The organism is Rhizobium sp. P1_B8 (genome assembly GCF_056406515.1).
Genome location: NZ_JBFTZZ010000002.1, coordinates 180,060 through 203,504, shown reverse-complemented (window position 1 = coordinate 203,504; position 23,445 = coordinate 180,060). Strand labels below are relative to the sequence as shown.

The following is a 23,445-nucleotide window of genomic DNA, read 5'->3' as shown; positions in this document are numbered from 1 at the left end:
TCCTATTCCTGTCGCAGCGCCTTCGAAACACCGGTTGCGCCGAGCCGTGTAAGGCAGGCGGCGGTCGATTCGCCAGCGTCTTTGTTGTCTTCGATGGACCGGGCGAGCCTCTCTATAGCGAAATCGATCCGACCGCCAGCGATCCGTTCGTCCGGCTGATCCGCCGCAAGCCCATTGAGGATGAGCCCATAACCTTCCGCTGAGCCCGTCAGGGTCAGCGCCGGCCGGGCATGAGCGCAGCCCTTGGCGCAGCCGGATAGATGCAGCGTCAGCGAACCGTCGAAAAGGGCAGGTGCTGCGGCAATGAGACGGCGCGCAAGGGTCCGCGTCTCGTAGAAAGCGGAACCGCAGGCGCCGGCGCCGGCACAGGCGGCGATATGCTCGGTATTCTCGCCAGGCTGGCTGCTGAAGCCATGTCTGGCTGCGGCGATCTGCATAGCCAGCACTGCATCGTCGGAAAGCCCGATGAGGAAGAAACCGCGACCGGGCGCAAGCCGGATGGCTGTTGCGCCACGGGCCTTTGCCAGATCGAGCAAAGCGACCAGATCGGGCGCTCTCATCTGCCCGAATTCCGGCCTGACGCCGAGTATGATTTTGCCGTCGTCAAGCCTGTGCGAGCCGGCAAGCGGCATGACTGCCGCGCGAGACGAAATGAATTGAATGCCATCCATCGCGGGAAAACGCGCCCGCAGAAGCGTCGCGTCGATATCCTTTGCTCGCCTGCCCTGCCCGAGGGTCGCCAACAAGCTCAGAATTTCGCCAACGGCTGATATCGCCGCCTCCGCAGGACCGATCGCGACTGGGATTGCAGTTTCACCGTCGCCATTGATCGCGACAAGCCAATCCGCGCCGAATTGCGCGACGACACGAATGTCGGCGGACAGTGCTGACAATCCGAAGGAACCGCCGCCGTCGACGATAAGCGAGAGCTTCGGCGCGAGCCGCGGCGAGGCAAGCAGATCGTGGAGCGTAGCACGCAAGGCCATTTCCATCACGGCCGGATCGCTTATCTCTTCCGGGTCGATGCCGTGCAGCGGCGATGTCTCGATTGCCGGCCCTTTCGGCACGGTGATACCGGCGGCATCGATATCGGTCGCGAGCTGTCCGACGGTCTCGGCCCGAAGGCCTCGGATCTGCAGATTGCCGCGGGCGGTGATTTCGAGAATGCCGTTTCCATGTGCTGCGGCGGAGCGGGCAAGGCTTGCGAACTGCGACAGCGTCAACGTGCCGCCGGTCGGCCGCAGCCGTACCAGCAAACCGTCGCCGGTCGGCATCGGCGCGGCAAGGGCGGGGCAGGCGCCGCGTCTACCCATCTTTGCCGCCGGGCGACCGTGCAGATCCGCCTCGCCTGTCCTGTCGCTTGCCTTTGCGGCCTTAATGCTCATTCTCGATCCTCTGGCCACTTCTTACATGATCGCAGCCGGGCCGGCAAAGCATGCTGGAAAGGCTTCGCACTGGCTAATCGTCGAAATCCCGTCCCTTGCGCAGAAGATAGATGTCCATGATCCAGCCGTGCCGCTGCCTGGCCTCGGCCCTGAGCGTCAGAATGTCGGTGGCGATGTCGCCAAGTCGTCCTGATCTGACGATCTCGTCCTTGGTGCCGAGATAGGCGCCCCAGAAGATCTCGGCATCGGGATCGTCGATCTTCGCAAAAGCCTGTTCGCCGTCAAGCATGACGACGGTGGTGTCGGTTAGAAGTCCATCCTGTGCCAGCCTGCGCCCTGTGGTGATCTCGATCGGTTTGCCGACGAGGTTGACGGGGATTCTGTGGCTGGCCGCCAGCGCCTGGATGCTGGTGATGCCGGGGATGACGCTGTAATCGAAATCCAGGCTGCTTTCCTGCCGCACGCGTTCGATGATGCGGATCGTGCTGTCGTAGAGACTGGGATCGCCCCAGACGAGAAAGGCGCCGCTGCCATCATCAGGGAGACCGGAGATCAGTTCTGCATAGATGCCGGCGATCTCACCGTGCCAGGCGTCGACGCTCCGCACATAGGTCTTGTCTGCCGTCTGCCTTTGCGGCACCGCGAACTCTGAAATCCTGCCGGCCGGCCGTGTGAAATAGCGGTCGCAGATATCCCGCCGGATTTCGGCGAGCTCTTCCTTGCCGACGCCCTTGACCGGCAGGAAGACCACGTCGGCTGCGTTCATAGCGTTGATGGCCTGTATGGTCAGGTGCTCCGGGTTGCCCGTGCCGATGCCGATGATATGGATATGCTTCAAGCGGATGCTCCCCGTTGAGTCCTGGCGGTCATGCCGAAAAAGCTTGGACGTCGCAAGGGCTGAACGATGAGTTGGCCGCGGCCAACCGGGCCTGTGGATAGTGGCTTAGCCCTATTGTTGCTGCGAATCCCGAATCGTGTCACTTTTGATACGCTTTTTGACGCTATGTTGACAGAAAAGCGCATCGAAAAGGATTGGGTGTTTTGGACAACATTAGCGTATCGACGACAGATGTACGGATCGAGCGGCATGCGAACCAGCTTTCGCGGCAACTGAAGCTCCTCCGCGACAAGCTGTTTCCGCCGCTCTCGCAAAAGACGCTACGAACATTCTCCTCCGGCGAGGCTGCCCAGATGATCGGCGTCTCCGACGGCTATCTTCGCCAGCTTTCACTGGATGGCAAGGGACCGCAGCCGGATCTTGCCCAGAATGGCCGGCGTTCCTACACGCTCGGCCAGATCAACGAATTGCGCCAGTATATGGCGAAGCTCAAGCCGAAAGACGCGCTTTCCTATCAGCCGTGGCGCAGTCCTGGCGAAAAGCTGCAGACGGTTGCCGTGACCAATTTCAAGGGCGGCTCGGCCAAAACAACAACGACGCTCTATCTGGCGCAGTATCTGGCGCTGGCGGGTTACCGGGTGCTTGCGATCGATCTCGATCCGCAGGCTTCGCTTTCCTCAATGCTCGGAGTTCAGCCCGAATTCGATCTTTCCGAGGGCGATACGCTCTATGGCGCAATTCGTTACGATGAGGGCCGCAAGCCGCTGAAGGAGATCGTCCGCAAGACCTATTTCGACGGACTGGATCTGGTGCCGGGCAATCTCGAGCTGATGGAGTTCGAGCACGAGACGCCACGGGCACTGAACGATCGGCAGCGGGCGGGTGAGCTGTTCTTCCGTCGCGTTGGCGTTGCCATTGCCGAGGTAGAGGCCGATTACGATATCGTGGTGATCGACTGCCCTCCGCAGCTCGGTTACCTCACGCTTGGCGCCGTTTGCGCCGCCACATCGCTGCTCATCACCATCCATCCGCAGATGGTCGACGTCGCTTCCATGTCGCAGTTCCTGCTGATGACTTCGGATCTGCTTTCCGTCGTACGCAAGGCCGGCGGCGACCTGCAGCATGACTTCATCAAATATGTCGTCACTCGTCACGAACCCTTCGATGCGCCGCAGTCGCAGATCGTTGCGCTGCTGCGCAGTCTCTTTAGTGATGACGTGTTGACGGCGACCATTCTCAAATCGACGGCAATCGCCGATGTCGGTCTGACCAAGCAGACGCTCTACGAGATCGAGAAAGGGCAGGTGCGCCGCTCGACCTATGACCGGGCGTTGGAATCGGTCAATGCCGCCAACAGCGAGGTTCTCGCCGGTATTCACAAAGCCTGGGGCCGCACATGAGCAGACGCGATCGCCTGAAAGGTCTTTTCGACGATACGGCGCAGGAGTTGGCCGCGGCCAACTACGAGGAGCCATCTTCGCGCGGATCGGCCGGGCCGGTTCGGACGATGGCGCTGACTCTTGGCCGCATGGAGGAAGAGAGCAGGGCGATGCAGGAGGCCTTGCTCTCCGGTGAACGCATCGTCGAACTCGATCCTGATCTGATCGATTCCTCTTTCGTCCGCGACCGCCTTGCCGACCAGCCGCTCGATACGGAAGACGAGCTGGTGCAGTCGATTGCTGAGAACGGCCAGAAAGTGCCGATCCTCGTTCGCCGCCATCCCAATGATGAGGACCGCTACCAGATCGCCTACGGCCATCGCCGCCTGCAGGCGGTCAAGCTGCTCGGGCTCAAGGTTCAAGCGATCGTCCGTAAGCTTGACGATACCGATGTCGTCATCGCGCAGGGCATTGAGAATTCGGCGCGTCGGAACCTTTCTTATATCGAGCGCGCGGTCTTTGCCCTCAATCTCGAGCTCAAGGGTTTTGAGCGTCCCGTTATCATGAAAGCGCTGTCGACGGATAAGACGGAGCTGTCGAAGCTGATATCCGTCGCAAAAGCCATCCCCGCCGAAATCGTCAGGTCGGTCGGAGCCGCGCCTGGCATCGGGCGACGCAGGTGGATGGCGCTTGCCCAGGACTGGAACGGGATGACGGCCGCCCGGCTTGCCAAGCTCATTGCTTCGGGAAGTTTCCTGGGGGAAGAGAGCGATCGCCGATTCGAGCTTTTGGTTGCCGAGCTCGCCAAGAAAGAGGCGAAGCCCGAAACCACGGAATATGACTGGAAGCCGAAAAGCGGCGGCAAGATTGCCGGCCGAATCAAGAGCGCCGGCAATTCCTTCACGATCGCGTTGAAGACCGGCGATGCGCCGGATTTCGGCGCTTACATTTCACGCCGTCTCGATGAGCTTTACGAAGCCTATCGGGCCGGCAAATTGCAAGCAGGAGAATAGGCCGCAAAAGAAAAAAGCCTCCGAACGTTGCCGTCGCGGAAGCCTTTCTCATATCTGGACAATCTGAGAATCGCACTTCCTCGAATCACTGTCAAGCATCTTCGGCATCCTTTTGGGTGGTAGCTTTCTTTTGCCTTGAGAAAAGGTGAGGGACATGGAGCCTCAATATGTATCGACGCCCTTTGGGCGGCGATCGATGACGCTTGGCATGCTGGCAAGCCAGGAAAGCGCCAGCAAGGTCGATCCGGACGCATCGGTCGACAAGTGGAAGATCTTTCGTGCGCTCTGCGAAGCAAAGGACATGGTCGGCGTATCGGACCGTGCCCTGGCTGTTCTCAATGCGTTGTTGACCTTCTATCCGAAAAACGAGATTGCCGAGGCCAACGGCTTCGTCGTCTTTCCGTCGAACGAGCAGCTGTCGCTGCGCACGCACGGCATGGCTGGCACGACGTTGCGGCGGAATCTGGCGATTCTGGTCGAAGCGGGCCTGATCATCCGGCGGGATAGTCCGAACGGGAAACGTTTTGCCCGCCGCAACGGCGAAGGCGGGCTTGGTGAGGCCTTTGGCTTCAGCCTGGCGCCACTCCTGGTGCGCGCTCGCGAGATCGAGGCGCAGGCGGCTCAGGTGATGGCCGCCAAACTCGAATGGAAGCGACTGAGGGAGCGCCTGACACTTTGCCGGCGTGACATCACCAAGCTCATCGAAATCGCGCTGGAAGAGGAAATTGCCGGCGAATGGATCGAGATGCAGAAGCATTTCAATCTGCTTTCCGCAAGCCTGCCGCGCCGCCCGTCGGCTGCCGAGATGGAAAGCCTACTGGCTGATCTCGAAGCTTTCCGGGAATTGATCGTCAAGACGCTGGAATCGAAGTCGAAAACAGAAAAAACAGACGCCAATGATAACCAAAACGGTCGGCACATACATAATTCAAACCCACACGCTATATCTGAACTTGAACCAAGCTTCGAACCGAAGCAGGGCGCAAAGTCGGAGGAAGAACCGCAGGCGTGGCGGGAGCCGCCGAAATCCTTCCCCCTTGCCATGGTGCTGCAGGCTTGCCCGGAGATCATCGCTTACGGACCGGGCGGCGGCATTGGCAGCTGGCGCGATCTGATGGCCGCGGCCGTCATCGTCCGTTCCACTCTTGGCGTCAGCCCCAGCGCCTATCAGCTGGCCTGCGATGTCATGGGGCCGGAAAACGCCGCCACGGTGATCGCCTGCATTCTGGAAAGGGGCGGACATATCAACTCGGCCGGCGGCTACCTGCGTGACCTGACGCGGCGGGCGGAGCGTGGCGAATTTTCGCTCGGACCTATGCTGATGGCGCTGATGCGGGCAAATGGTCCGACGGCGAGGAAAACCGGATGAACGGCTATAAAAAAGCTTCGCGCCAGCTGCGACGGCTAGAAGGATGTGCCGCCGGTCGATCTGCCATCTCAACGGCCTCCTTCCCCCGACTTTTGTTGAAATACACCATTAACCATGTCATACATGGCGGAAGGAAACACCCATTTGGCTTCCATTTGTGAAAAACCGTAAAGCTTAACAATGCGCTACGATCTCGACGGTGCAATGCTTCAAACCTTGCTTCCCTCCATTGCCGCGGCGGAGGATGCGGTGGCGCGGCTGGACGAGCGGGTGTTGCGCTCGGTGGTCGGCGAGGGATTTGCCGAACGCAGCCATTTCTTCGACGCCGCCGGCGCGCTCTGGGTGGCCGGCGAACTCGTGCATGTCGAGGATCTCGTTTTACATGATGCCCATATGGATAGCCGCGCTCCCACCCACGAACTGACGATCGCTCATTCCGTGCTGCGGGCACGTCGGCGCATCTGGACCGGCGACCCCTCCTGGGCACTCGGCGTCTCGGGCCTTGCGACGCTGACTGCGACTGGCGGGGAAGGGGAGGGGAAAGCACAGGAAGCAAAAAGCCTGGGAGTTCCACTCGAGACCGACGGAGAGGGCGAGGATGAGGACGGGCCGCTCGCTGCCGAGATGGCGGAGATCGATGCGCTTCTTGCCCGCTCGCAGAAGCTGCTCGATGTCCATGCTGGGAAAACGCCGGCAAGCGAGACGGTGGCCCTTGCTCCAGCAAAACGCAACGAAGATCCTCTCGGCTTGCTCGGTGACGACGAGTGGGACGAGGAACAGCGGCTTACCGAATGGCGAATCGTCCAGCCATTGGCCGATAGCTTGCCGCCGGTTCTCGGCGCCATCATCCTCTTCGAAGCCTGGGAAAGGATCGAGCCGCTGCGGCGTCAGCACTGGCTCGGCGGGCTTCTGGTCGCAAGCCATCTACGCGCCCGCGGCAAGGTCGCCTCGCATCTGTTTTCTTTTTACGGCGGCCTGAAGCTGGTGCGCCATGAGCGTCGTCGGGCGCGCGATCGGGCCACGCGGTTGCAAGCCTTTCTGGAGGCGGTGCATCTGGGTGCCGTGGCCGGCCTCAAGGAAATCGATCGCCTGTCGCTGGCGCGCACGCAGATGGAGCTGCGCTTTCGCGGCCGCCGTTCAAACAGCAGCCTGCCGGAACTTGCCGATTTCATCCTGTCGCGGCCAATGGTCTCGGCGGCGATGATCGCCCGTCATCTGCGCATCACGCCGCGCGGGGCGCTGAACCTAGTCAACGAGATCGGCATTCGTGAAATTACAGGCCGAGGCCGCTATCGCGCCTGGGGTATCATCTAATGCATGTCGCCCCAAAGTGTGCATGCGGCTTTGGGACAGCGACATGCATAAAGCAAAGACCTAAAGCGCGTCCCATGATTCCGATTTGACGCGATGCGCTTTAAACGAAAACGGCCGGGCGTTGGCCCGGCCGTTTTCGTTTAGGCGAGCACCCAGTCCGCCATCCTGTCACAGACTGCAGACCAGGCGCTCTTGCGCTTCCTTTGCCCCCAGAAGCGCAGTCCTATTCCCGCTCGCCGGTGAAGTTGAGCAGAAGCTGGAAGATGTTGACGAAGTTCAGGTAGAGCGAGAGCGCACCGAAGACGGCGAGCTTCTGGTTCGATTCCTGATCAAAGTTTTCCGAATACTGTTCCTTGATGTTCTGCGTGTCGTAAGCGGTGAGACCGACGAAGACGACGATGCCGATCACCGAGATCGCAAACTGCAGCGCGCTCGAACCCAGGAAGATGTTGACGACCGAGGCGATGATGACGCCGAAGAGGCCCATCATCAGGAACGAGCCCATGCGCGAGAGATCGCGCTTCGTCGCATAGCCGTAGAGGCTGGTGGCGCCGAACATCGTGGCGGTGATGAAGAAGGTCCGCGCGATGCTCATCCCGGTGAAGACTAGGAAGACGGAAGCGAGCGACAGGCCCATCACGGCGCAGAACGCCCAGAAGGTGATCTGAGCGGTGCTGGCCGACATCGTCTGGATCTTGAACGAGAAGAAGAAGACGAAGGCGAGCGGGGCAAGCATCACCACCCACTTCAGCGGCGAGCCGAAGATCGGGACGTAGAGTGCCGGCGTCGAGCCGACGACAAAGGCGACGAGGCCTGTTATGACGAGGCCGAGAGCCATATAGTTGTAGACGCGCAGCATATGCTGGCGCAGGCCTTCGTCGAAGAGGGCCTGGGAGCCGGCGACGGCACCGTAGCGGGGATTGATCGGGTTCATGCTGATCTCCTCGGTTTGATTAATAGAGCGAGCGGGCGAGCCGTTCGGCCGCCTGGTCGAGATTGAGACCGCTATCGTCAGCGATCAGCGCATAAGCGACCTCGCCGATCTGCCAATAGGCGGCTTCTGCTTTTTCCAGCGTGAGATGACTGACCGGCTTGACCTCGAAGGCGCCCGGACGGACGGCAAAAAGCGACAGTCGCTTTCCATCTGCTTGTTCGATCGCCATCTCGACGCTGGGGCCGAATTCGGACGGGAAGATCTGCACGTCGGCGACCTTCCAATCCCTAGGCAGTTCGGGCATCACGATCGCGGTGGCGGCGCGAATATCGTCAGCGCTATAGCTGGCCGGCGTCTGCGGAGGCATCGATTGGCGCAGAGCCGCGGTCTGATAGGCGCGGACGGCATCCTCGACATAGGCGGGTGCCGGAACCGATGCCACCACCTCAGTCGCCGAGAAGGCGCCGAAGGAATTGTGCGCCACCCAGCCGGCGGCGATCAGAATGCCGACGGCGGCAACGCGCTGCATGGAATGGAAGATGCGGCCATAGGAAAGGCCACGTTCCAGCCGCCGGGCGGCATCGCGGGTCTCGGGGCGGCCAAAGGCACTTTCGCCGGCAAGCGCCAGACGCAGTTCGCCCCTCACGCTGAGGTCGGCCATGACCTTGGCGGCAATCGCCGGATTCTCGGAAAGATAGGATTCCACCTGGATGCGACGGGCGACATCGAGCTCGCCATCCACATAGGCGTTAAGATCGGCATCGAGGATCGGATCAATTGCTTTCATTGCCGTTCCCTCCGATTATTCTCAGATGCGAAACCCGCGGCGTCTTCTCCTCGAATTCGCGAAGCTGAGCGCGCGCGCGGGAGATGCGCGACATCAGCGTCCCCACGGGAATGCCGAGCGCCTGGGCGGCTTCCTGGTAGGAAAGGTCTTCGATCGCGACGAGATGCAGCGCCTCGCGCTGTTCCTCCGGGAGGTCGAAGAAGGCGTCGCGCACCTGCTGCAGGCGCACGGCGTGTTCCTGGCCGGCCGGAAGCGACTGCTCGGCTTCGACAGCCGCCTCATCGTGGCGGCGCGTCAGCGATCGGTTCCGGCGAAGACGATCGATATGGGCATTGTGCAGGATGGAGAGCAGCCAGGTGCGCAGGTTGCCGCCGCTGCGGAAGCTCTTTCGCTTCTCGAAGGCGCGCACCAGCGCATCATGCACCAGATCCTCCGCCTCGTCCGAATTGCGCACCAGCGAGCGAGCGTAGCGCCTCAGCGCTGCAAGCTGTCCGATGACGTCGAAGGGGCGTTCTTTGCGTTCCATGATTGAGTATACGCAAGTGCGGCGGGTTTTATTCCCGCGGCCGTAAAAAAATCAAGCGGACCGAGACCGTCGCTGGATTCATCAAATATCCTTCCCCAGCGGAGGGCGCCTCAAATCCGCGATTGTTTATGACAATTACATGACAGATCATGACGCCGCCGATTTGCGGGGGAAAATAAAGAATGAAGGAAAAGAAGCGGGTCTACGAAGCTCTCGTGGACGGCGCCATGGAAGGGCTGACGGATGAGGCGCTCTATGATTTCGTCAAGGCGCGTTGTCCGAAGGCCACCAGCAAGAAGATCGTCCGGGCCTCGCTTCTCGCCCTGATGGATCCTCATCTCAGAGACCGCAATATTCTCGACGTGATTTATGCACTGGCGATCAAGCATCGGCTGGATGACGGCGTGCTGGACGACGGCGAAGACGAGGAGCCCGACGAGCGGGCTCAACCCTCGCCGGCAGCCAACCAGAACATGCCGCAGCTTTCCTGATGCAGGTCGCCTGAAATGGTCAGCCGCCGTCCGAAAGCTCTTCGAGGATCGGACAGTCCGGCCTGTCGTTGCCGTGGCAGGCATGCACGAGGTGCTCAAGCGTCCGGCGCAGCTCCGTCAGCTCGCGGATCTTGCGATCGATCTCGGCAAGCTTTGTCTGAGCGATATCCTTGACGTCGGCACTCGCCCGGTCCTTGTCCTCATAGAGTGCCAGCAATTGCCGGCATTCTTCGACGGAAAAGCCGAGGCCGCGCGAGCGCTGCAGGAAGCGCAGCTTGTGAACGTCGGTTGCGGCATAGTCGCGATAGCCGTTTCCGCCCCTTTCGGGGCGGATGAGGCCAATATCCTCGTAGTAGCGGATCGTCTTCGAAGGCAGGCCGGACCGTTCCGATGCTTCGCCGATATTCATCGCCATCTCCTATAATTTTGCAAAGCGCAGTCTCAGCGCATTTGATATGACCGAAACGGACGAGAGGCTCATTGCTGCTGCGGCGATCATCGGCGAAAGCAGCAGCCCGAAGATCGGATAGAGCAGGCCGGCCGCGATCGGCACGCCGAGCGCATTATAGCCGAAGGCGAAGCCGAGATTCTGGCGGATGTTTTGCATCGTCGCCTCCGCCAGCCGCCGTGCCCTGACGATGCCGTTCAGGTCGCCCTTCACCAATGTGATGCCGGCGCTTTCCATCGCGACGTCGGCGCCGGTCCCCATGGCGATGCCAACATCGGCGGCGGCGAGCGCCGGGGCGTCGTTGACGCCGTCGCCGGCCATGGCGATGATGGCGCCCTTGCTACGCAATTCGTCGATCAGCGCCTTCTTGCCTTCCGGAAGCACATCGGCGCGAACCTCGTCGATGCCGAGGCTTTTTGCCACCGCACGCGCCGTGCGCTCGTTGTCGCCGGTCGCCATGATGATCTTCAACCCGCTGTCGTGCAGTGCCTTGATGGCGGCTGTTGTCGTCGGCTTGATGCGGTCGGCAACGGCGACGAGACCGGCAAGCGCGCCATCGAACACCACGAACATCACCGTCTTGCCGTCGCCGCGCAGGGCCTCGGTCTTCTCGGCAAGTACCGCCGGATCAATGCCGAGATCGGTAAGCATCGCGGCATTGCCGAGCGCCACCGTCGTGCCGCCGGCACGGCCCTGAACGCCCTTGCCGGTCTTTGCCTCGAAACCGGTGACCTCCACGAAGGGGACGCCGCGCTCCTCGGCGCCGGAAACGATCGCTTCGGCCAGCGGATGTTCGGAGCCGCGCTCCAGGCTTGCCGCCAGCGACAGCAGCCGGTCTTCGCCGACCCCACCGAAGGCGATGACATCGGTAAGCTTCGGCTTGCCTTCAGTCAGCGTGCCGGTCTTGTCGACGATCAGCGTGTCGACCTTGGAAAAGCGCTCAAGCGCTTCGGCATCCTTGATCAGCACGCCTTCCTGCGCGCCGCGCCCGGTGGCGATCATGATCGACATTGGCGTTGCCAGGCCGAGCGCACAAGGGCAGGCGATGATCAGAACGGCGACGGCGGCTAGCAGTGCATTCGCCATGCGCGGCTCGGGCCCGATCGCGGCCCAGACAAGGAAGGCAAGGATGGCAGCAGCGACCACCGCCGGCACGAAGACGGCCGACACCCGGTCGACGGCGCCCTGGATCGGCGCCCGCGAGCGTTGCGCCTTGGCGACCATGTCGACGATGCGCGACAGCACCATATCTGCGCCGACCTTTTCGGCGGCCATGACGAAGGTGCCGTTCTTGTTGATCGTGCCACCGGTCAGCGGGTCGCCTTTCGACTTCTCCAGAGGCAGGGGCTCGCCTGATATCATCGATTCGTCGACGGTCGACTGGCCTTCGAGGACGGAGCCATCCACCGGCACCCGCTCGCCAGGGCGAACGCGCAGCTGGTCACCGGTCTGGATATCGCCAACAGGCACGTCGCGCTCGCTGCCGTCGGCATCGATGCGCCGCGCCGTCTTCGGCGCAAGGTCGAGCAAAGCGCGGATTGCCGAGCCGGTACGTTCGCGCGCTTTCAATTCCAGCACCTGGCCGACGAAGACGAGCGCGACGATGACGGCTGCTGCCTCGAAATAGACGGGCACGGCCGCGCCGTGGCCATGGAAGCTCATCGGGAAGATGCCGGGTACAAGCGTGGCGACGACGCTGTAGACATAGGCGGTGCCGACGCCGAGACCGATTAGCGTCCACATATTCGGGCTGCTGTTGACGAGAGACGCCCATGCGCGGCGGAAGAAGGGCAGGGCTGCCCAGAGCACCACCGGCGTTGCTAGCAGCAGTTCGATGTAGGTGGCCTGCGGCTCGCCGATCGTTTCGCGAAGCGGCAGGCCGAACATCGGCCCCATGCTCAGCGCCAGCAGCGGCACGGCAAGGATGGCGCTGACCCAGAGCCGCCTGACGAAATCGACGAGTTCCGGGTTCGGACCTTCGTCAGCAGGCGGAATGCCCATCGGCTCCAGCGCCATGCCGCATTTCGGGCAGTCGCCGGGACGGTCGCTGATGACTTCGGGATGCATCGGGCAAGTGTAGAGCGTGCCCGTCGGCGCCGGCTTTGCCGGCGGGTGCTTGCCGTCGCGATAGGCTGAGGGGTCGGCTTCGAATTTCGCATGGCAGGCGGCCGAGCAGAAATAGAACTTTTCACCGTCGACTTTCAGAAAGTGTTTCGCCGTCGAGCGATCGACGGTCATGCCGCAGACGGCGTCCTTCGCGGCCAGATAATCCGCAGGTGCCGCCGCAAACTTCGTCCGGCAGCCCTCGGAGCAGAAATGATAGGTGCGGCCGTCATGCTCAAGCGATGGCTTGCCGGCTTGCGGATCGACGGTCATGCCGCAGACAGGATCACGGATCACGGCATCGGCAGCCTTCTCCTGATCATGGCCGCAATGGCAATGATCATCGCCATCGTCGTGGCTGTGGTGGTGGTCGTGCTGGTGCTTGATATCCATGACTATCTCCTGTGCCCCGGAGGGCCGTTGGATAGGCTTATCCACCTTCCAGCGACTGGAAGGTCAAGCACTATTTTCATGGACTCGATTTTAGCGACGGCTGGTCCTCAGATCGGGGTGATCAGCCCGACCGGCTGGCTCCCGAGCAGGGCGGCGACCGAGATGCTGCCCCCGGGCTCGATCGTCTTTCCGGTCAGCAGGTCCGCCTTTAGACCGTGAAGCGGGGAGGGGACGGCGATCGCCGTATCCTCCCAGAATTCCGGGCCGGCAAAGAGCACGCCGGGGTCGAGCCAGCCGAACATCAGCCGTGGCGCTGCGATGATGGCGAAATCATCCTTGTGCACCCGGGCATAAGCGAGGATGTGGTCTCGCCGGGCGCCCGTCACCTTCAGCGGCAGATAGTCGCCTCTGGAAAAGAGGTCCGCGTGCCGCTGGCGCAGCTGCAGGCCGATCCCGACAATGCGCTGCTTCAACGCCGCCGCCTGCAGCTTGGCGATCGGCCCGGCTTCATCAAGCCATGCTTTCAGCCGCTCATGATCGACTGGTCGGCGGTTGTCTGGATCGACGAGGCTGAAGTCGAAGCTTTCGGCACCCTGGTAGATATCGGGAATGCCGGGGGCCGTCAGCTTGAGCAGTGTCTGCGACAGGCTGTTGAGGTAACCCGCCGCGATGAAGGGCTGCAGCACCCTTTCGAAATCCTCGAGAAAGACGCCATTATCAGGCGAAACCAGGGCCGCGGCATAGGTCGTGGCCGTTTCCTCGTAAGCGGCATCCTGTTCCGTCCAGTCGCTGCGCAGTTTCGCCTCGCGCACGGCCTTGACGGCGTAATCGGTGAAGCGTTCGCGGAGTTCTTCCGTCTGTCCTCTATCGAAATCTTCCGGCCAGATGCCGGCCAGAGCCTGATAGAGCATCCATTCGACATTTGGCTCCGGCGCTGCGCCATCCGGCAGATCCTTCAGCCACGGCCGGTTCATGTCTCGCCACCGCTCGACCGCCTGTGCAAAAACATCCGCGCCCTCGCTCAGCGCATAAAGCCTTGCACGCGCATCCTCGCCGCGCTTGGTGTCGTGGGTCGCGCTTGTCGAAAGCCCATGCGGCTGCAGCCGCGCCCGCTCTGCCATGCGGCGGTGGAATTCCTCCGGGCCGCCAGGCGCTTTGCCCGGTTCACCGCCCACTTCGTTTGCGGCAAGCAGCCTGTTATAGCGGTAAAAAAGCGTATCCTCGGTCGCCTTCGCCATCACCGGCCCGCTCAATTGCTGGAAGCGGATGCGGAACTCGTGGGCCGCGTCACCCTCGACCTTGCCTTCGAGAAGCTTCAGAACCTGGTCGAGGGCACGTTGATCGTCGAGCAGCGCCATCGCTTGCGAAGCGGTCGCCGCCAGCACCGCTGAATCCTGCCAGGAAAGCGGGCCACCGTCGCCATAGGTGCGGTAGACGGGAAAGGTGATCAGCAGTTCGCTAAGCGCGGTGGCGATCTCGTCTCTTTTTGCCTCGGGAAAGATGCCTGCCGCGATCGACACCAGCCTATTGGTCTCGCCGGCGAAATTACGTTCGACCATCAGTCGCTTGGCAATTCGCCGGCCCGCCTCGAGATCACCCGTGTCGGCGGCGATCCTGCGATAGGCATCATCCAATATGCGCAGACCTCCGGCGTCGATGAACAGCTCGCTCAGCGCGGCGATGAATTCATATCCCGTGGTTCCGGCAACCCGCCAGCTCTCCGGCAGGACCTCGCTAGCCCCGAGGATCTTTTCGACGACGATATAGGTGTCCGGTCCCACCGCCTCCCGCAACCTGTCGAGATAGGCCTTGGGCTCGGCGAGCCCGTCGACATGGTCGATGCGCAGGCCCTGCACTTTGCCATGGCGCACCAGCTCGATCACCAGCCGGTGCATGTCCTCGAACACCGGGGGATCTTCGACGCGGGTGCCGACCAGTCCGGTCACCTCGAAAAAACGGCGATAGCTCAGATGTCGCGCCGCCGTCTTCCAGTGCGTCAGCCGCCAATGCTGTCCCTCATGCAGGCTTCTCATGAAATCGCGATCGGCCGAGACGTCATTGAGCTTCTGCTGGAGGGCGGCTCGATCGCCGCCTTCGAAGAGGATATCGCGCATCGCGCGGTTGAAGTTCTCGCCGGAGGTGACGGCCGCAGCCTCCGCCATTCTGGTGGCAACCGGATCGTCGAGCCGATCTGCGATCGCTCCGTAACTCGCCGGGTTCAGCGGCAACAGCGTCTCAAAATAACCGAACGCGAAGTTACCGTGCGTTTCGTCGAGCGCGATGCGAAGCTCGCCACCGGCGAGTGCTCCCTCGAAGTCCTGACCGAGCTGCGGCAGGGTCAGCGGCTCGCTCCAGTCGATGTCGAAGTGGCTGAAATAGGCGCTTTGTCTGCCAGATATCAGCACGTCGCGCCACCAGCCGTTTTCCGGCGAGGCCGCCATGTGGTTCGGCACGATGTCGAGAATCAGCCCCATGCCTGCGGACGCAAGGCTTTCCGTCAGCCGCTCGAATCCGGCCCGGCCGCCGAGCACCGGGTCGATTTCGTTGGCGTCTGTCACGTCATAGCCGTGGGTCGAACCGCTGACGGCGGTGAAGATCGGCGAGGCGTAGAGGTGGCTGATGCCGAGCGTCTTGAGATAGGGGACGAGGTCGCAGGCGCGATCGAAGGTCATGCCGTTGCGGAATTGTATCCGGTAGGTCGCTGTCGGGAGTGTCATGAGGCCGCTGATGTTGGAAAGAGACCCTCCGGAACGGTTGCAGCCGGGTTTTTGTTCCTTGCAGCACCGCGCGTCTTTTGACACGCCTAAGGGACGCTGCAACATTTTGAATCGGTGGATCGTGCGTTCGGATGTTCTAGTCGATGAAAACGCCGACGCTTGCGGCGCGTCCGGCCGAGTCGATGACGGTTAGTTTCGAGTAGCCGCCGCCATCAGGCAGCCATTGCTGGATACGCCGGCGGGACAGATCAGGCAGCGGCTTGCCATTGGCAAGCCAACGGAAGGGGGCTCGGCCACCCTGGAGCTTCAGCATCAGCGGTGACAAGTTCCCTTGACCAGCGCCGAGATCGACATGCGCGCCCTCGGGCGGATAGATGATCTCAGGCGGGGCCTCGCGGCCGGAGGCGAGCAGGCCGCTGGCATTGAGGGCGAAGCGCCGCTGGCTGATGGGCAGCTCCGACTGGGCGATGCGCACGGCGCCCGCAGGCGGGCGGGGAAGCGGCGTCGTCGCGATGCCTGACTTGGCGAACCCTTCGAAGAGGACGGGCGCGGCGGTGCCATAACCGGTCAATCCCGGCACGGCGCTGTTGTCAGGCCGTCCGACCCAGACGCCTAGCACATAACGCCCATCATAGCCGACCGACCAGGCATCACGGTAGCCGTAGCTCGTGCCGGTCTTGTAGGCGATGCCGCGCTGCGGTGCGCCTGAGGGAGGAATGACGCCGGAGAGAATATCGGCGACGTTCCAGACCGCGACCGGTTCCAGCAACGGTTCGCCGTCGAGCTTGCCCGGTGCGCCGCTGACGCCGTCGCCGAGCCTTGCCGGCTGGCCGCGATTGGCGAGGGCCGTATAGAGTTGCACCAGATCCTTCAAAGTGATGCCGACGCCGCCGAGACCGATCGCCAGTCCCGGCGTCTCATTCGGCGGCAGGACCGGGCGTACCTCGGCGCGGCGGAAGCGCACCATCAGCCGCGACGGCCCGACGGCATCGAGCAGCTTGACGGCCGGCACGTTCAGCGAAAGCTGCAGCGCCTCGCGCACGGTGACGTCGCCCTGGTAGCTCATGTCGAAATTGCGCGGCCGGTAGCCGAAGAAGTCAGCGGGCCGGTCCTCGATGATCGTTTCCTGGGACACCAGGCCCTGTTCGAAAGCCAGCCCATAAATGAAGGGCTTCAGCGTTGAGCCCGGCGAGCGGTTGACGCGCGTCATGTCGATCCAGCCAGAGCGGCTGGCATCGAAATAATCGGCTGAGCCAACCTCGCCGACAATCGCACCGGTTTGCGCATCCGCCATCACCATGGCAAGCGAAAGCTTCGGCCCGAGCTTGAACGCCGCTGCCCGCGCAACCGCTTCCAGCCCCTGCTGCACCTGTTTCTTCAAAGTCGTCTGATGCTTGAGGACATCAGGCTCCTTGCGCAGTGCGGCTTCGGCGACATGGGCGGCAAGTGCCGGCAATTGCATGCGCCGCGACGGGACCGCGACGCCTTCAGCCCGCTCCGCTTCGCCGTCACCAACGGCTCTAGCGACCGCTACGCGGTCAAGCACACGCTTGCGCGCGGCCTCGGCTGCCTTGAGATTGCGGTCCGGCCGGCGCCGTTCCGGCAATTGCGGCAGGGCGACGAGCAAAGCCGCCTCGGCGACCGTCAGGCGTCGCGGTTCCTTGCCGAAATAGGCAAGGCTTGCGGCGCGCACGCCTTCCAGATTGCCGCCATAGGGCGCGTGCGTCAGATAGAGGTCGAGAATCTCTTCCTTCGACAGCCGCCGCTCGATCTGCACGGCGCGCACCAACTGCAGCAGTTTTGCCGAAAGCGAGCGTCCTTCGCGCGGCTCGATCAGCCTGGCCACCTGCATCGAAAGCGTCGAGGCGCCGGAGACGATGCGGCCATTGCTGACCAGTTGCACGGCAGCGCGCCCGAGCGCCCAGGGATCGACGCCGCCGTGGTCGTAGAAACGCTGGTCCTCATAGGCGACCAGCATGCGCAAGAATTGCGGATCGACGTCGGAGACCGCCGTCTTCAGCCGCCAGCGGCCTTGCGACGTCGCAAACGCACGCAACAATTGCCCATCGGCATCCAGCACCTCGGCAGACACGGCATTTGCCCTGTCCAGCGGCGGCGGAAAGGCCTTGTCGGCGGCATCGAGCGCAAAGAGAGCCGCGCCGGCAAGAATGATGCCGGCTGCGGACCCGATCGCAAACTTGTGCCACCGCCTCATTATTGCGCCGTCACGACCTCCATCTTGCCGGTTGCCGTGCGGGCCGAAAGCTCCGGCCGGTACATGTCCTCGACGTTTGCGGCCGGATGGTCGTAGGTGCCGGGGGTGACGGCACGAACGACATAGGCGACGTTGAATTCGCGCTCATCGCCTGCTGCGCGGTTGAAGGCGGCGACGAAGCGGTCGTAGCGGAATTCGGTATGGGCAGCGGAGATCTCGCCGATCCAGTCGAAATTCGTCATCTGGGCGCTGTCGACGAGATTCGGATTGTCGATCTCGAAGCCGGCCGGCAGAAGGTCGGTGATGACGATGCGCGACGGCCAGTCGTTGGTTTCGCGCACATGGATGACGACGACGTAGCGTTCGTTCTGCTTCGCCTCGCTGACATTCGCTTCTTCGCCGTCGAGCGTGTAATAGGTCCGCTCGATGACGAAGCCGTCGCCGCCGGCCGGCAGCGGCACTGTGGGAGCGGCAACGGTGGTGACCACAGCCGAAACCGTGTCGTTTGTCTGGTTGGTCAGCGTCAGCGGATGGTCAGCCAGGGCATCGCCGGTCATGCGTGCCATGTAGGCACCGGTGTGCGCGGCCCCATTGACATCGACCTTCAGGCCGTCGTCACCGCCCTGGATGGCGCGCGCGGCAAGCAGCATCCAGGTTTCTTCCTGCGTGCTCTTATATTTGCTGCGCTCCCATTCCTTGCCGACCGCCTTGGCGAGTTCCGGGATGACCGGCGGTACCGGCCGGCTTTCGGCGGCGAGCGCCAGGATCGCCGCGCCGTCGCGCAGGATCGTGCCATAGTCGGTACGCGACAGGTTCACGCGTGACACCATCGACTGCTCCGACATCTGCAGCGCGTCGAGGAAGATATTCTTCGAGCGCTGCGCATCACCGTAGAGCGCCAATGCGGCGGCGATATGCGCCTTGGCGAGCGGCGTCGGGAAGTCATTGATCATCGTATCGGCATAATAGCGCAGATCGCTGATCGCAGCCTTCTTGTTGCGAGCAAGGACGTAGATGGCATAGGCGATCTGATCGCCCTGGCCCTTGATGTCGGTGGTGTAGGACAAGGTGTTCTGCAGGTTTTCGAGCGCCTGCACGAAAGCCCTTTCCGGCACGTCGTATTTCATTTCGCGGGCCCGCGTCAGGAAATCGGTGACATAAGAATCGAGCCAGACATCGCCCGAATCCGGTCCCCAGAGGCCAAAACTGCCGGCAGAGGCCTGATAGGAAAGCACGCGGTAGATCGCGTCCTGTACGCGCTTATGCACGTCGTCGTCGTTTTCCATACCCGCCTGCTTTGCGACTTCGGCGAGATAGAGCAGCGGCAGCGCTCGGCTGGTGGTCTGCTCGGCGCAGCCAAAGGGATAGCGGTCGAGCGTCATCAGCAGGGCGGGAATATCGAAGGCGGCCGAACGGGTGACATTGACGCTGATCGAGGCACCCGGCAGCACGCTGTCGGCCAGCAGGTTCTTGTCGACGGTGAGCTTTGCCCCCGGCTTCAGCGCCAGCACCCTGCGTTCGGTGATCGGCAAGGAAGCCGGGCGCACCGGCACATCGACCGTCTGGTCGAGTGAAAGGCCGGAAGCGTCGGAGAGGTTGATCGAGACGCTGCCGGCGCCCGGCTGTTTGCCGATGAGCGAAAGCGTCAGTTCGGATTTCGCGCCGGCCTCGAGGCGGATCGTCTGCGAGGCAGAAGCTTCCTCGATGCCGACCGCATCATTACCGGTCAGTTGCAGCTTGTAGTCGCCGGCCGGCGCATCGGTATTGGCAATGTCGAGGCGCAGATTGGCCTTGTCGCCGGGGGAGAGGAACTTCGGCAGACTTGCGGTCACCACGACGGGATCGCGGATGATGACATCCTTGACGCCGTGGCCGACGCCCGATTTCGACCAGGCGACGGCCATGACACGCGCCGTGCCGTTGAACTGCGGAATGTCGAAGGAGACATTGGCCTTGCCTTCGGCGTCGAGCTTCACCGGCCCGGAGAAGAAGGCGACGAGCTTCTGCGTCGGCGGGCTTGCCTGTAGCGCAACGGCACCGCCATCACCGCCGGTCCTGAGCTTGCCGGTGGCACCCAGCGAGCCGTCGATCAGACGGCCATAAAGGTCGCGGATTTCAAGACCGAGCTGGCGCTGGCCGAAATACCAGTCCTCCGGGTTCGGCGGCTCGTAGCGCGTCAGGTTGAGAATGCCGACATCGACGGCAGCAACCGTCACATAGGCATCCTCGTTGGCGCCGGCGCCAGCCACCTGCAAGCCGATATTCAACGGTCCGCGCGGCAGCATCTTTTCGGGTGTTGCAAGCGTCACCTGCAGCGCGCGCTGTTCAGGATCGACTTTCAGCCATTTGATGCCGATCGAGCGCATCGGCATGTGATTGTCCTGGGCGTCGCCGGGGCGGAAGAGCGTGGCGGTCACATAAGCACCGGCACCCCAGTCTGATGTAACCGGGATATCGACCTCGCCGCCGGTCTCGCCGATCGTGGCGTTCTGTACGGCAACCAGCTTTTCGGTTCCGGCCGTCACCATCAGCTCGCCGCCATAGCGCGAGGTGACTTTCAGCTTGGCGGTGTCGCCGATCTTGTAGCTGTCCTTGTCGAGGGCGATCTCAAGCCCGTCGGGCGTTTCCGTCGAGGTCGATGTCACGAACCAGCCGGCGTCGAATTCGACGCTGGAGGTCGGGCCGTCGGCATCGGGGCTTTCCACTTCGAGGCGATAGCGGCCCCAGGTCACCGGAACGGAGATCTTGCCGCCGTCCATCGTCGCGTCGACGCTGCCGTTGGAGACCTGCTCGGCGGTGTAGACCGGCTCGTATTTCCAGGCGGTTCCCTCGCGATACCACTGATATTCGCGGTTGAGGCTATAGAATTTCCAGCGCAGGCCCTTCGTCTCCTGCTTCTGTCCGTCGGCCTTGACGCTGATCACCGTAAAGTTGGCGATCGAATTCTCCGGCAGATCGTCGGAAAATTCCGGCTTAACGCCGATCGAAGCGCCCTGGTTCTTCACCGGAATGTTCAAGGAGCGCTCGATGGCGCGGCCGCCCGCCTCCTGCATGCGCATATAGACAGTAGCGTTGAGCAACTGCGTCGTGGCCGGCAGGTCGCTGATGGTCAGGTCGGTCGAGGCTTCGCCGTTCTCGTCGAGTTCCGGCAGGCCGTCGATCGGCAGGCGCGAATCCTCGCTTGCCTCTTCGTCGGCGAGGCCGAAGTGGAAGCCCTTGTAGGCCGCACTCTCGCGCGTCGGCTTGACGACGACGTCGCCTTCGAGCGTCAGGCCGGCGGCTGGGGCGCCGTAGAGATATTTGCCCGAAACGGTGATCGTCGCCGGCGTGTCCGGACCGACTTCCTTGGCCTCGGTCTTGATCTCCATGTCGGTGCGATCGGGGACGAAATCGTCGACGAGGAAACTCTTGGTGGCGATCGCGCTGCCCTTGGGATCGGTATAGATGTTCATCGTCCAGGTGCCGCGCATGGCGTTTTCCTGGGTCGGGAAATCGATGGAGTAGCCGCCGAGATTGCTGGTCTGGCTGACGATCCGCCGGTCTTCGACACCGTCGGGGCGGCTGAAGATGAAAGTGAGCGGCAGGTTCTCGATGGCGTTGCCATCGGTGTCGCGGGCGAGCGCCTGCGCATGCACCGTCTCGCCGGCGCGGTAGATGCCGCGTTCGGTGAAGGTCAGTACGTCGATCGCGCCGGGTGCTGCGCGGCCCGTCACGCCACGGTCGGAGAGGTCGAAGCCGGCGCGCGTCATGTCGAGGAAGACGTAGTCCGACGTGCCGTTTTTGGCGGTAATGACGGCTGGCGTCAGCGCCGCCGTGCCGCGGATCAGGCCGGCAGTGAAGGTGGCGCGGCCGTTTTCGTCGGTCGTGGCAGTGCCGAGCACTTCATTGTTCTTGGCGAGCAGCTGCAGCTCTACGCCTGCGATCGGCTTGGCCGAGGCGAGCGAGCGGGCGAAGACGTTGAGCCCGTCCGTACCGGCATAGGTGGTGACGCCGATATCGGAGACCAGGAACCATTGCGTCGCCTGCGAATCCCACTCCTGCGCGGGGCCGTTTGCCGCCGTTGCGGTCATCACATATATGCCGGGCTTGCGCTCGGGCAGCGCCTCGTCGACCGGGAAGCTGGTGACGATGTCCTTGTTGAGTTCGTTGGCGATGTCGATCGAGCCCTGCCAGACGAGTTCGCCGCTCTGGTCCTGGATGTTCTGGGCGCTGTAGCCGTCGAGTTGGGACAGGAACTGCGAATTGGTCAGCAGCGGCGCGATGGCGCGATCGCCGATGCGGTAGAGTTTCAAGTTGGCCGAGGTCATATTGACCGAGACGATCGGGATGCCGCGGCGCGCCGTCGAGGGCAGCACGAAGCTGTCGCCGGTGAAACGCACGATCTGGCTACGGTCCTTGATGTAGACGTCGACGCTGACAGGTGCTTCCAGCACCTCGTCGACGGCCGACGGCAGGCCGGTGCGGAAGGCGATCTTGTAGGTTTGACCATGCGTCAGCCCCTCGACGCAGATCTGCTTGTCCTTGGCCTCGAGCGCCTTTGGTGCTTCGCCGTTCAGCGTCACGAAGGGCGTGTAGTCGGTGGTTTTGACCAGCGCCTCGGAAAAGGTGACGCAGGCACGCGGCGTGGCGCTGTCGGCATCGACCGTGTGTTCCGTGACGCGGAAGCCCTGCGTTGATTTCAGCTGCAGGTAGGCCGCCTGCACATCTTTGGCGCCGACAAGCGCCAGGCTCGCCTTGTAGGCGTCGAGCGCCGGGCGGTAGTTGGCATTCCGCTCCAGTGCAGTGGCGAGCACGGCCAGCGCCTCGGCGCGTTTGGCGGTGGTGCGCGTCAGCTCGTAGCCGTTCAGCGCGTCGAGCACGGCTTGGCCGGTCGTGTTGCTCTCGGCGCTGCCGAGCGAGGCTGCGGCGCGGGCGGTTTCGAGCCAGAGATCGGCGTCGTCAGGTGTGATCGACAGCGCGCCATGGAAGGACTTCAGCGCGTCGGCCAGATTGTTGGCAGTGAGGTCAATGCGGGCATTGGCCGTCAGGCTGTCGGCGCCCTGGCCCTGCTGGTCGTCGGCCAGGGTCAGATTATCCTTGAAGTCGTGGGCCTGCTGGATGAGATCGTTCGTCAGGAAGGTCAGCCGCGGCGCGGCGCCAATATCCCGCTCCTGCTGGCCGGCCGTTTCGACGATCTTGCCGGCGATGGCGCCGGGGAAAGCGTTCATCGTTTTGAAATCGGATTTCAGGAAACACCATTTCACCTTGGGATTGTAGGTGAAGGCCTTGCAGCTCTTGTCGCCGATGCAGGATGTCTTGCACTGATCGAGCGAGACGTTCTGCTCGGTGCGAAGATCGAAGCCGAAGAAATCGGCGTCCTTAATCGTCTGGATGTCGCGCTTGGTGTCCGCAGCGGCGGCGGAAAAGCTGATGGCGATCGTGGAAAATGCGATTGTCGCGAAAGCGAAGAACGAGCGCACGGACATAGGTTCCCCCCGGAAATGCTGGCTCTGACCGGCGGGCACTCTCCTCACTCCTCGCGAGATTGTCAACT

At 62.6% G+C, this 23,445-nt stretch carries 15 protein-coding genes; 5 read left to right on the top strand and 10 right to left on the bottom strand.

Annotated features, from left to right (window positions below; all coding sequences use genetic code 11):
- Positions 1-2 precede the first annotated feature (2 nt).
- Complete coding sequence (gene cobG, locus AC1D2N_RS04700; protein WP_130653822.1) at positions 3-1,385, bottom strand: precorrin-3B synthase; 1,383 nt, start codon at positions 1,383-1,385, stop codon at positions 3-5.
- A 73-nt stretch (positions 1,386-1,458) separates the two neighbouring features.
- Positions 1,459-2,223, bottom strand: coding sequence for a precorrin-6A synthase (deacetylating) (gene cobF, locus AC1D2N_RS04695; protein WP_130653821.1), 765 nt, complete (start codon positions 2,221-2,223; stop codon positions 1,459-1,461).
- A 203-nt stretch (positions 2,224-2,426) separates the two neighbouring features.
- Here cobF and repA point away from each other — a divergent pair, with 203 nt between their 5' ends.
- The 4 genes from repA to AC1D2N_RS04675 all read left to right on the top strand — a co-directional run bounded on the left by repA (position 2,427) and on the right by AC1D2N_RS04675 (position 7,298).
- The gene (gene repA / locus AC1D2N_RS04690; RefSeq protein WP_130653820.1) at positions 2,427-3,623 is read left to right on the top strand and encodes a plasmid partitioning protein RepA; all 1,197 of its coding nucleotides are present in this window, start codon (positions 2,427-2,429) and stop codon (positions 3,621-3,623) included.
- Complete coding sequence (gene repB / locus AC1D2N_RS04685; RefSeq protein ID WP_130653819.1) at positions 3,620-4,615, top strand: plasmid partitioning protein RepB; 996 nt, start codon at positions 3,620-3,622, stop codon at positions 4,613-4,615. The genes repA and repB overlap by 4 nt, the downstream gene beginning before the upstream one ends.
- A gap of 154 nt (positions 4,616-4,769) precedes the next feature.
- The gene (repC, locus tag AC1D2N_RS04680) at positions 4,770-5,984 is read left to right on the top strand and encodes a plasmid replication protein RepC (RefSeq protein ID WP_130653818.1); all 1,215 of its coding nucleotides are present in this window, start codon (positions 4,770-4,772) and stop codon (positions 5,982-5,984) included.
- Positions 5,985-6,164: 180 nt separating this feature from the next.
- On the top strand, positions 6,165-7,298 hold the full coding sequence (locus AC1D2N_RS04675) for an RHE_PE00001 family protein (RefSeq protein WP_130653817.1): 1,134 nt from the start codon (positions 6,165-6,167) through the stop codon (positions 7,296-7,298).
- A gap of 223 nt (positions 7,299-7,521) precedes the next feature.
- Here the strand turns inward: AC1D2N_RS04675 and AC1D2N_RS04670 are convergent, their stop codons facing one another.
- From AC1D2N_RS04670 to AC1D2N_RS04660, 3 genes are read right to left on the bottom strand one after another with little or no spacing between them, the layout of a single operon-like run.
- A complete protein-coding gene (locus tag AC1D2N_RS04670; protein WP_018246224.1) occupies positions 7,522-8,232 on the bottom strand; it encodes a Bax inhibitor-1/YccA family protein in 711 nt (236 codons plus the stop codon).
- Positions 8,233-8,251: 19 nt separating this feature from the next.
- Complete coding sequence (locus tag AC1D2N_RS04665) at positions 8,252-9,019, bottom strand: anti-sigma factor family protein (RefSeq protein ID WP_018246225.1); 768 nt, start codon at positions 9,017-9,019, stop codon at positions 8,252-8,254.
- A complete protein-coding gene (locus AC1D2N_RS04660) occupies positions 9,006-9,545 on the bottom strand; it encodes a sigma-70 family RNA polymerase sigma factor (RefSeq protein ID WP_018246226.1) in 540 nt (179 codons plus the stop codon). The genes AC1D2N_RS04665 and AC1D2N_RS04660 overlap by 14 nt, the downstream gene beginning before the upstream one ends.
- A 182-nt stretch (positions 9,546-9,727) precedes the next feature.
- Between AC1D2N_RS04660 and AC1D2N_RS04655 the strand changes: the two genes are divergently transcribed.
- The gene (locus AC1D2N_RS04655) at positions 9,728-10,036 is read left to right on the top strand and encodes a hypothetical protein (protein ID WP_065276211.1); all 309 of its coding nucleotides are present in this window, start codon (positions 9,728-9,730) and stop codon (positions 10,034-10,036) included.
- A 19-nt stretch (positions 10,037-10,055) separates the two neighbouring features.
- Here the strand turns inward: AC1D2N_RS04655 and cueR are convergent, their stop codons facing one another.
- From cueR to AC1D2N_RS04630, 5 genes are all read right to left on the bottom strand, one after another.
- A complete protein-coding gene (gene cueR / locus AC1D2N_RS04650) occupies positions 10,056-10,445 on the bottom strand; it encodes a Cu(I)-responsive transcriptional regulator (protein ID WP_065276210.1) in 390 nt (129 codons plus the stop codon).
- A 9-nt stretch (positions 10,446-10,454) separates the two neighbouring features.
- Positions 10,455-12,980, bottom strand: a complete 2,526-nt coding sequence (locus AC1D2N_RS04645) for a heavy metal translocating P-type ATPase (protein ID WP_130653816.1) — start codon at positions 12,978-12,980, stop codon at positions 10,455-10,457.
- 107 nt (positions 12,981-13,087) lie between these two features.
- Positions 13,088-15,697 carry a malto-oligosyltrehalose synthase gene (gene treY, locus AC1D2N_RS04640; RefSeq protein ID WP_130653815.1) on the bottom strand — a complete coding sequence of 870 codons (2,610 nt, stop codon included), beginning with the start codon at positions 15,695-15,697 and terminating at the stop codon, positions 13,088-13,090.
- Positions 15,698-15,833: 136 nt separating this feature from the next.
- Positions 15,834-17,912, bottom strand: coding sequence for a penicillin-binding protein 1C (pbpC, locus tag AC1D2N_RS04635; RefSeq protein WP_130653814.1), 2,079 nt, complete (start codon positions 17,910-17,912; stop codon positions 15,834-15,836).
- Positions 17,912-23,377, bottom strand: a complete 5,466-nt coding sequence (locus AC1D2N_RS04630) for an alpha-2-macroglobulin family protein (RefSeq protein WP_130653813.1) — start codon at positions 23,375-23,377, stop codon at positions 17,912-17,914. Before AC1D2N_RS04630 ends, pbpC begins: the two co-directional genes overlap by 1 nt.
- Between the last annotated feature and the right edge of the window lie 68 nt (positions 23,378-23,445).

Bases quoted from the DNA above. Each gene is read 5' to 3' on its own strand.
- cobG (WP_130653822.1), bottom strand. From the start codon at position 1,385: ATGAGCATTAAGGCCGCAAAGGCAAGCGACAGGACAGGCGAGGCGGAT.
- repB (WP_130653819.1), top strand. From the start codon at position 3,620: ATGAGCAGACGCGATCGCCTGAAAGGTCTTTTCGACGATACGGCGCAG.
- repC (WP_130653818.1), top strand. From the start codon at position 4,770: ATGGAGCCTCAATATGTATCGACGCCCTTTGGGCGGCGATCGATGACG.
- AC1D2N_RS04675 (WP_130653817.1), top strand. From the start codon at position 6,165: ATGCGCTACGATCTCGACGGTGCAATGCTTCAAACCTTGCTTCCCTCC.
- AC1D2N_RS04670 (WP_018246224.1), bottom strand. From the start codon at position 8,232: ATGAACCCGATCAATCCCCGCTACGGTGCCGTCGCCGGCTCCCAGGCC.
- AC1D2N_RS04665 (WP_018246225.1), bottom strand. From the start codon at position 9,019: ATGAAAGCAATTGATCCGATCCTCGATGCCGATCTTAACGCCTATGTG.
- AC1D2N_RS04660 (WP_018246226.1), bottom strand. From the start codon at position 9,545: ATGGAACGCAAAGAACGCCCCTTCGACGTCATCGGACAGCTTGCAGCG.
- AC1D2N_RS04655 (WP_065276211.1), top strand. From the start codon at position 9,728: ATGAAGGAAAAGAAGCGGGTCTACGAAGCTCTCGTGGACGGCGCCATG.
- cueR (WP_065276210.1), bottom strand. From the start codon at position 10,445: ATGAATATCGGCGAAGCATCGGAACGGTCCGGCCTGCCTTCGAAGACG.
- AC1D2N_RS04645 (WP_130653816.1), bottom strand. From the start codon at position 12,980: ATGGATATCAAGCACCAGCACGACCACCACCACAGCCACGACGATGGC.
- treY (WP_130653815.1), bottom strand. From the start codon at position 15,697: ATGACACTCCCGACAGCGACCTACCGGATACAATTCCGCAACGGCATG.
- pbpC (WP_130653814.1), bottom strand. From the start codon at position 17,912: ATGAGGCGGTGGCACAAGTTTGCGATCGGGTCCGCAGCCGGCATCATT.
- AC1D2N_RS04630 (WP_130653813.1), bottom strand. From the start codon at position 23,377: ATGTCCGTGCGCTCGTTCTTCGCTTTCGCGACAATCGCATTTTCCACG.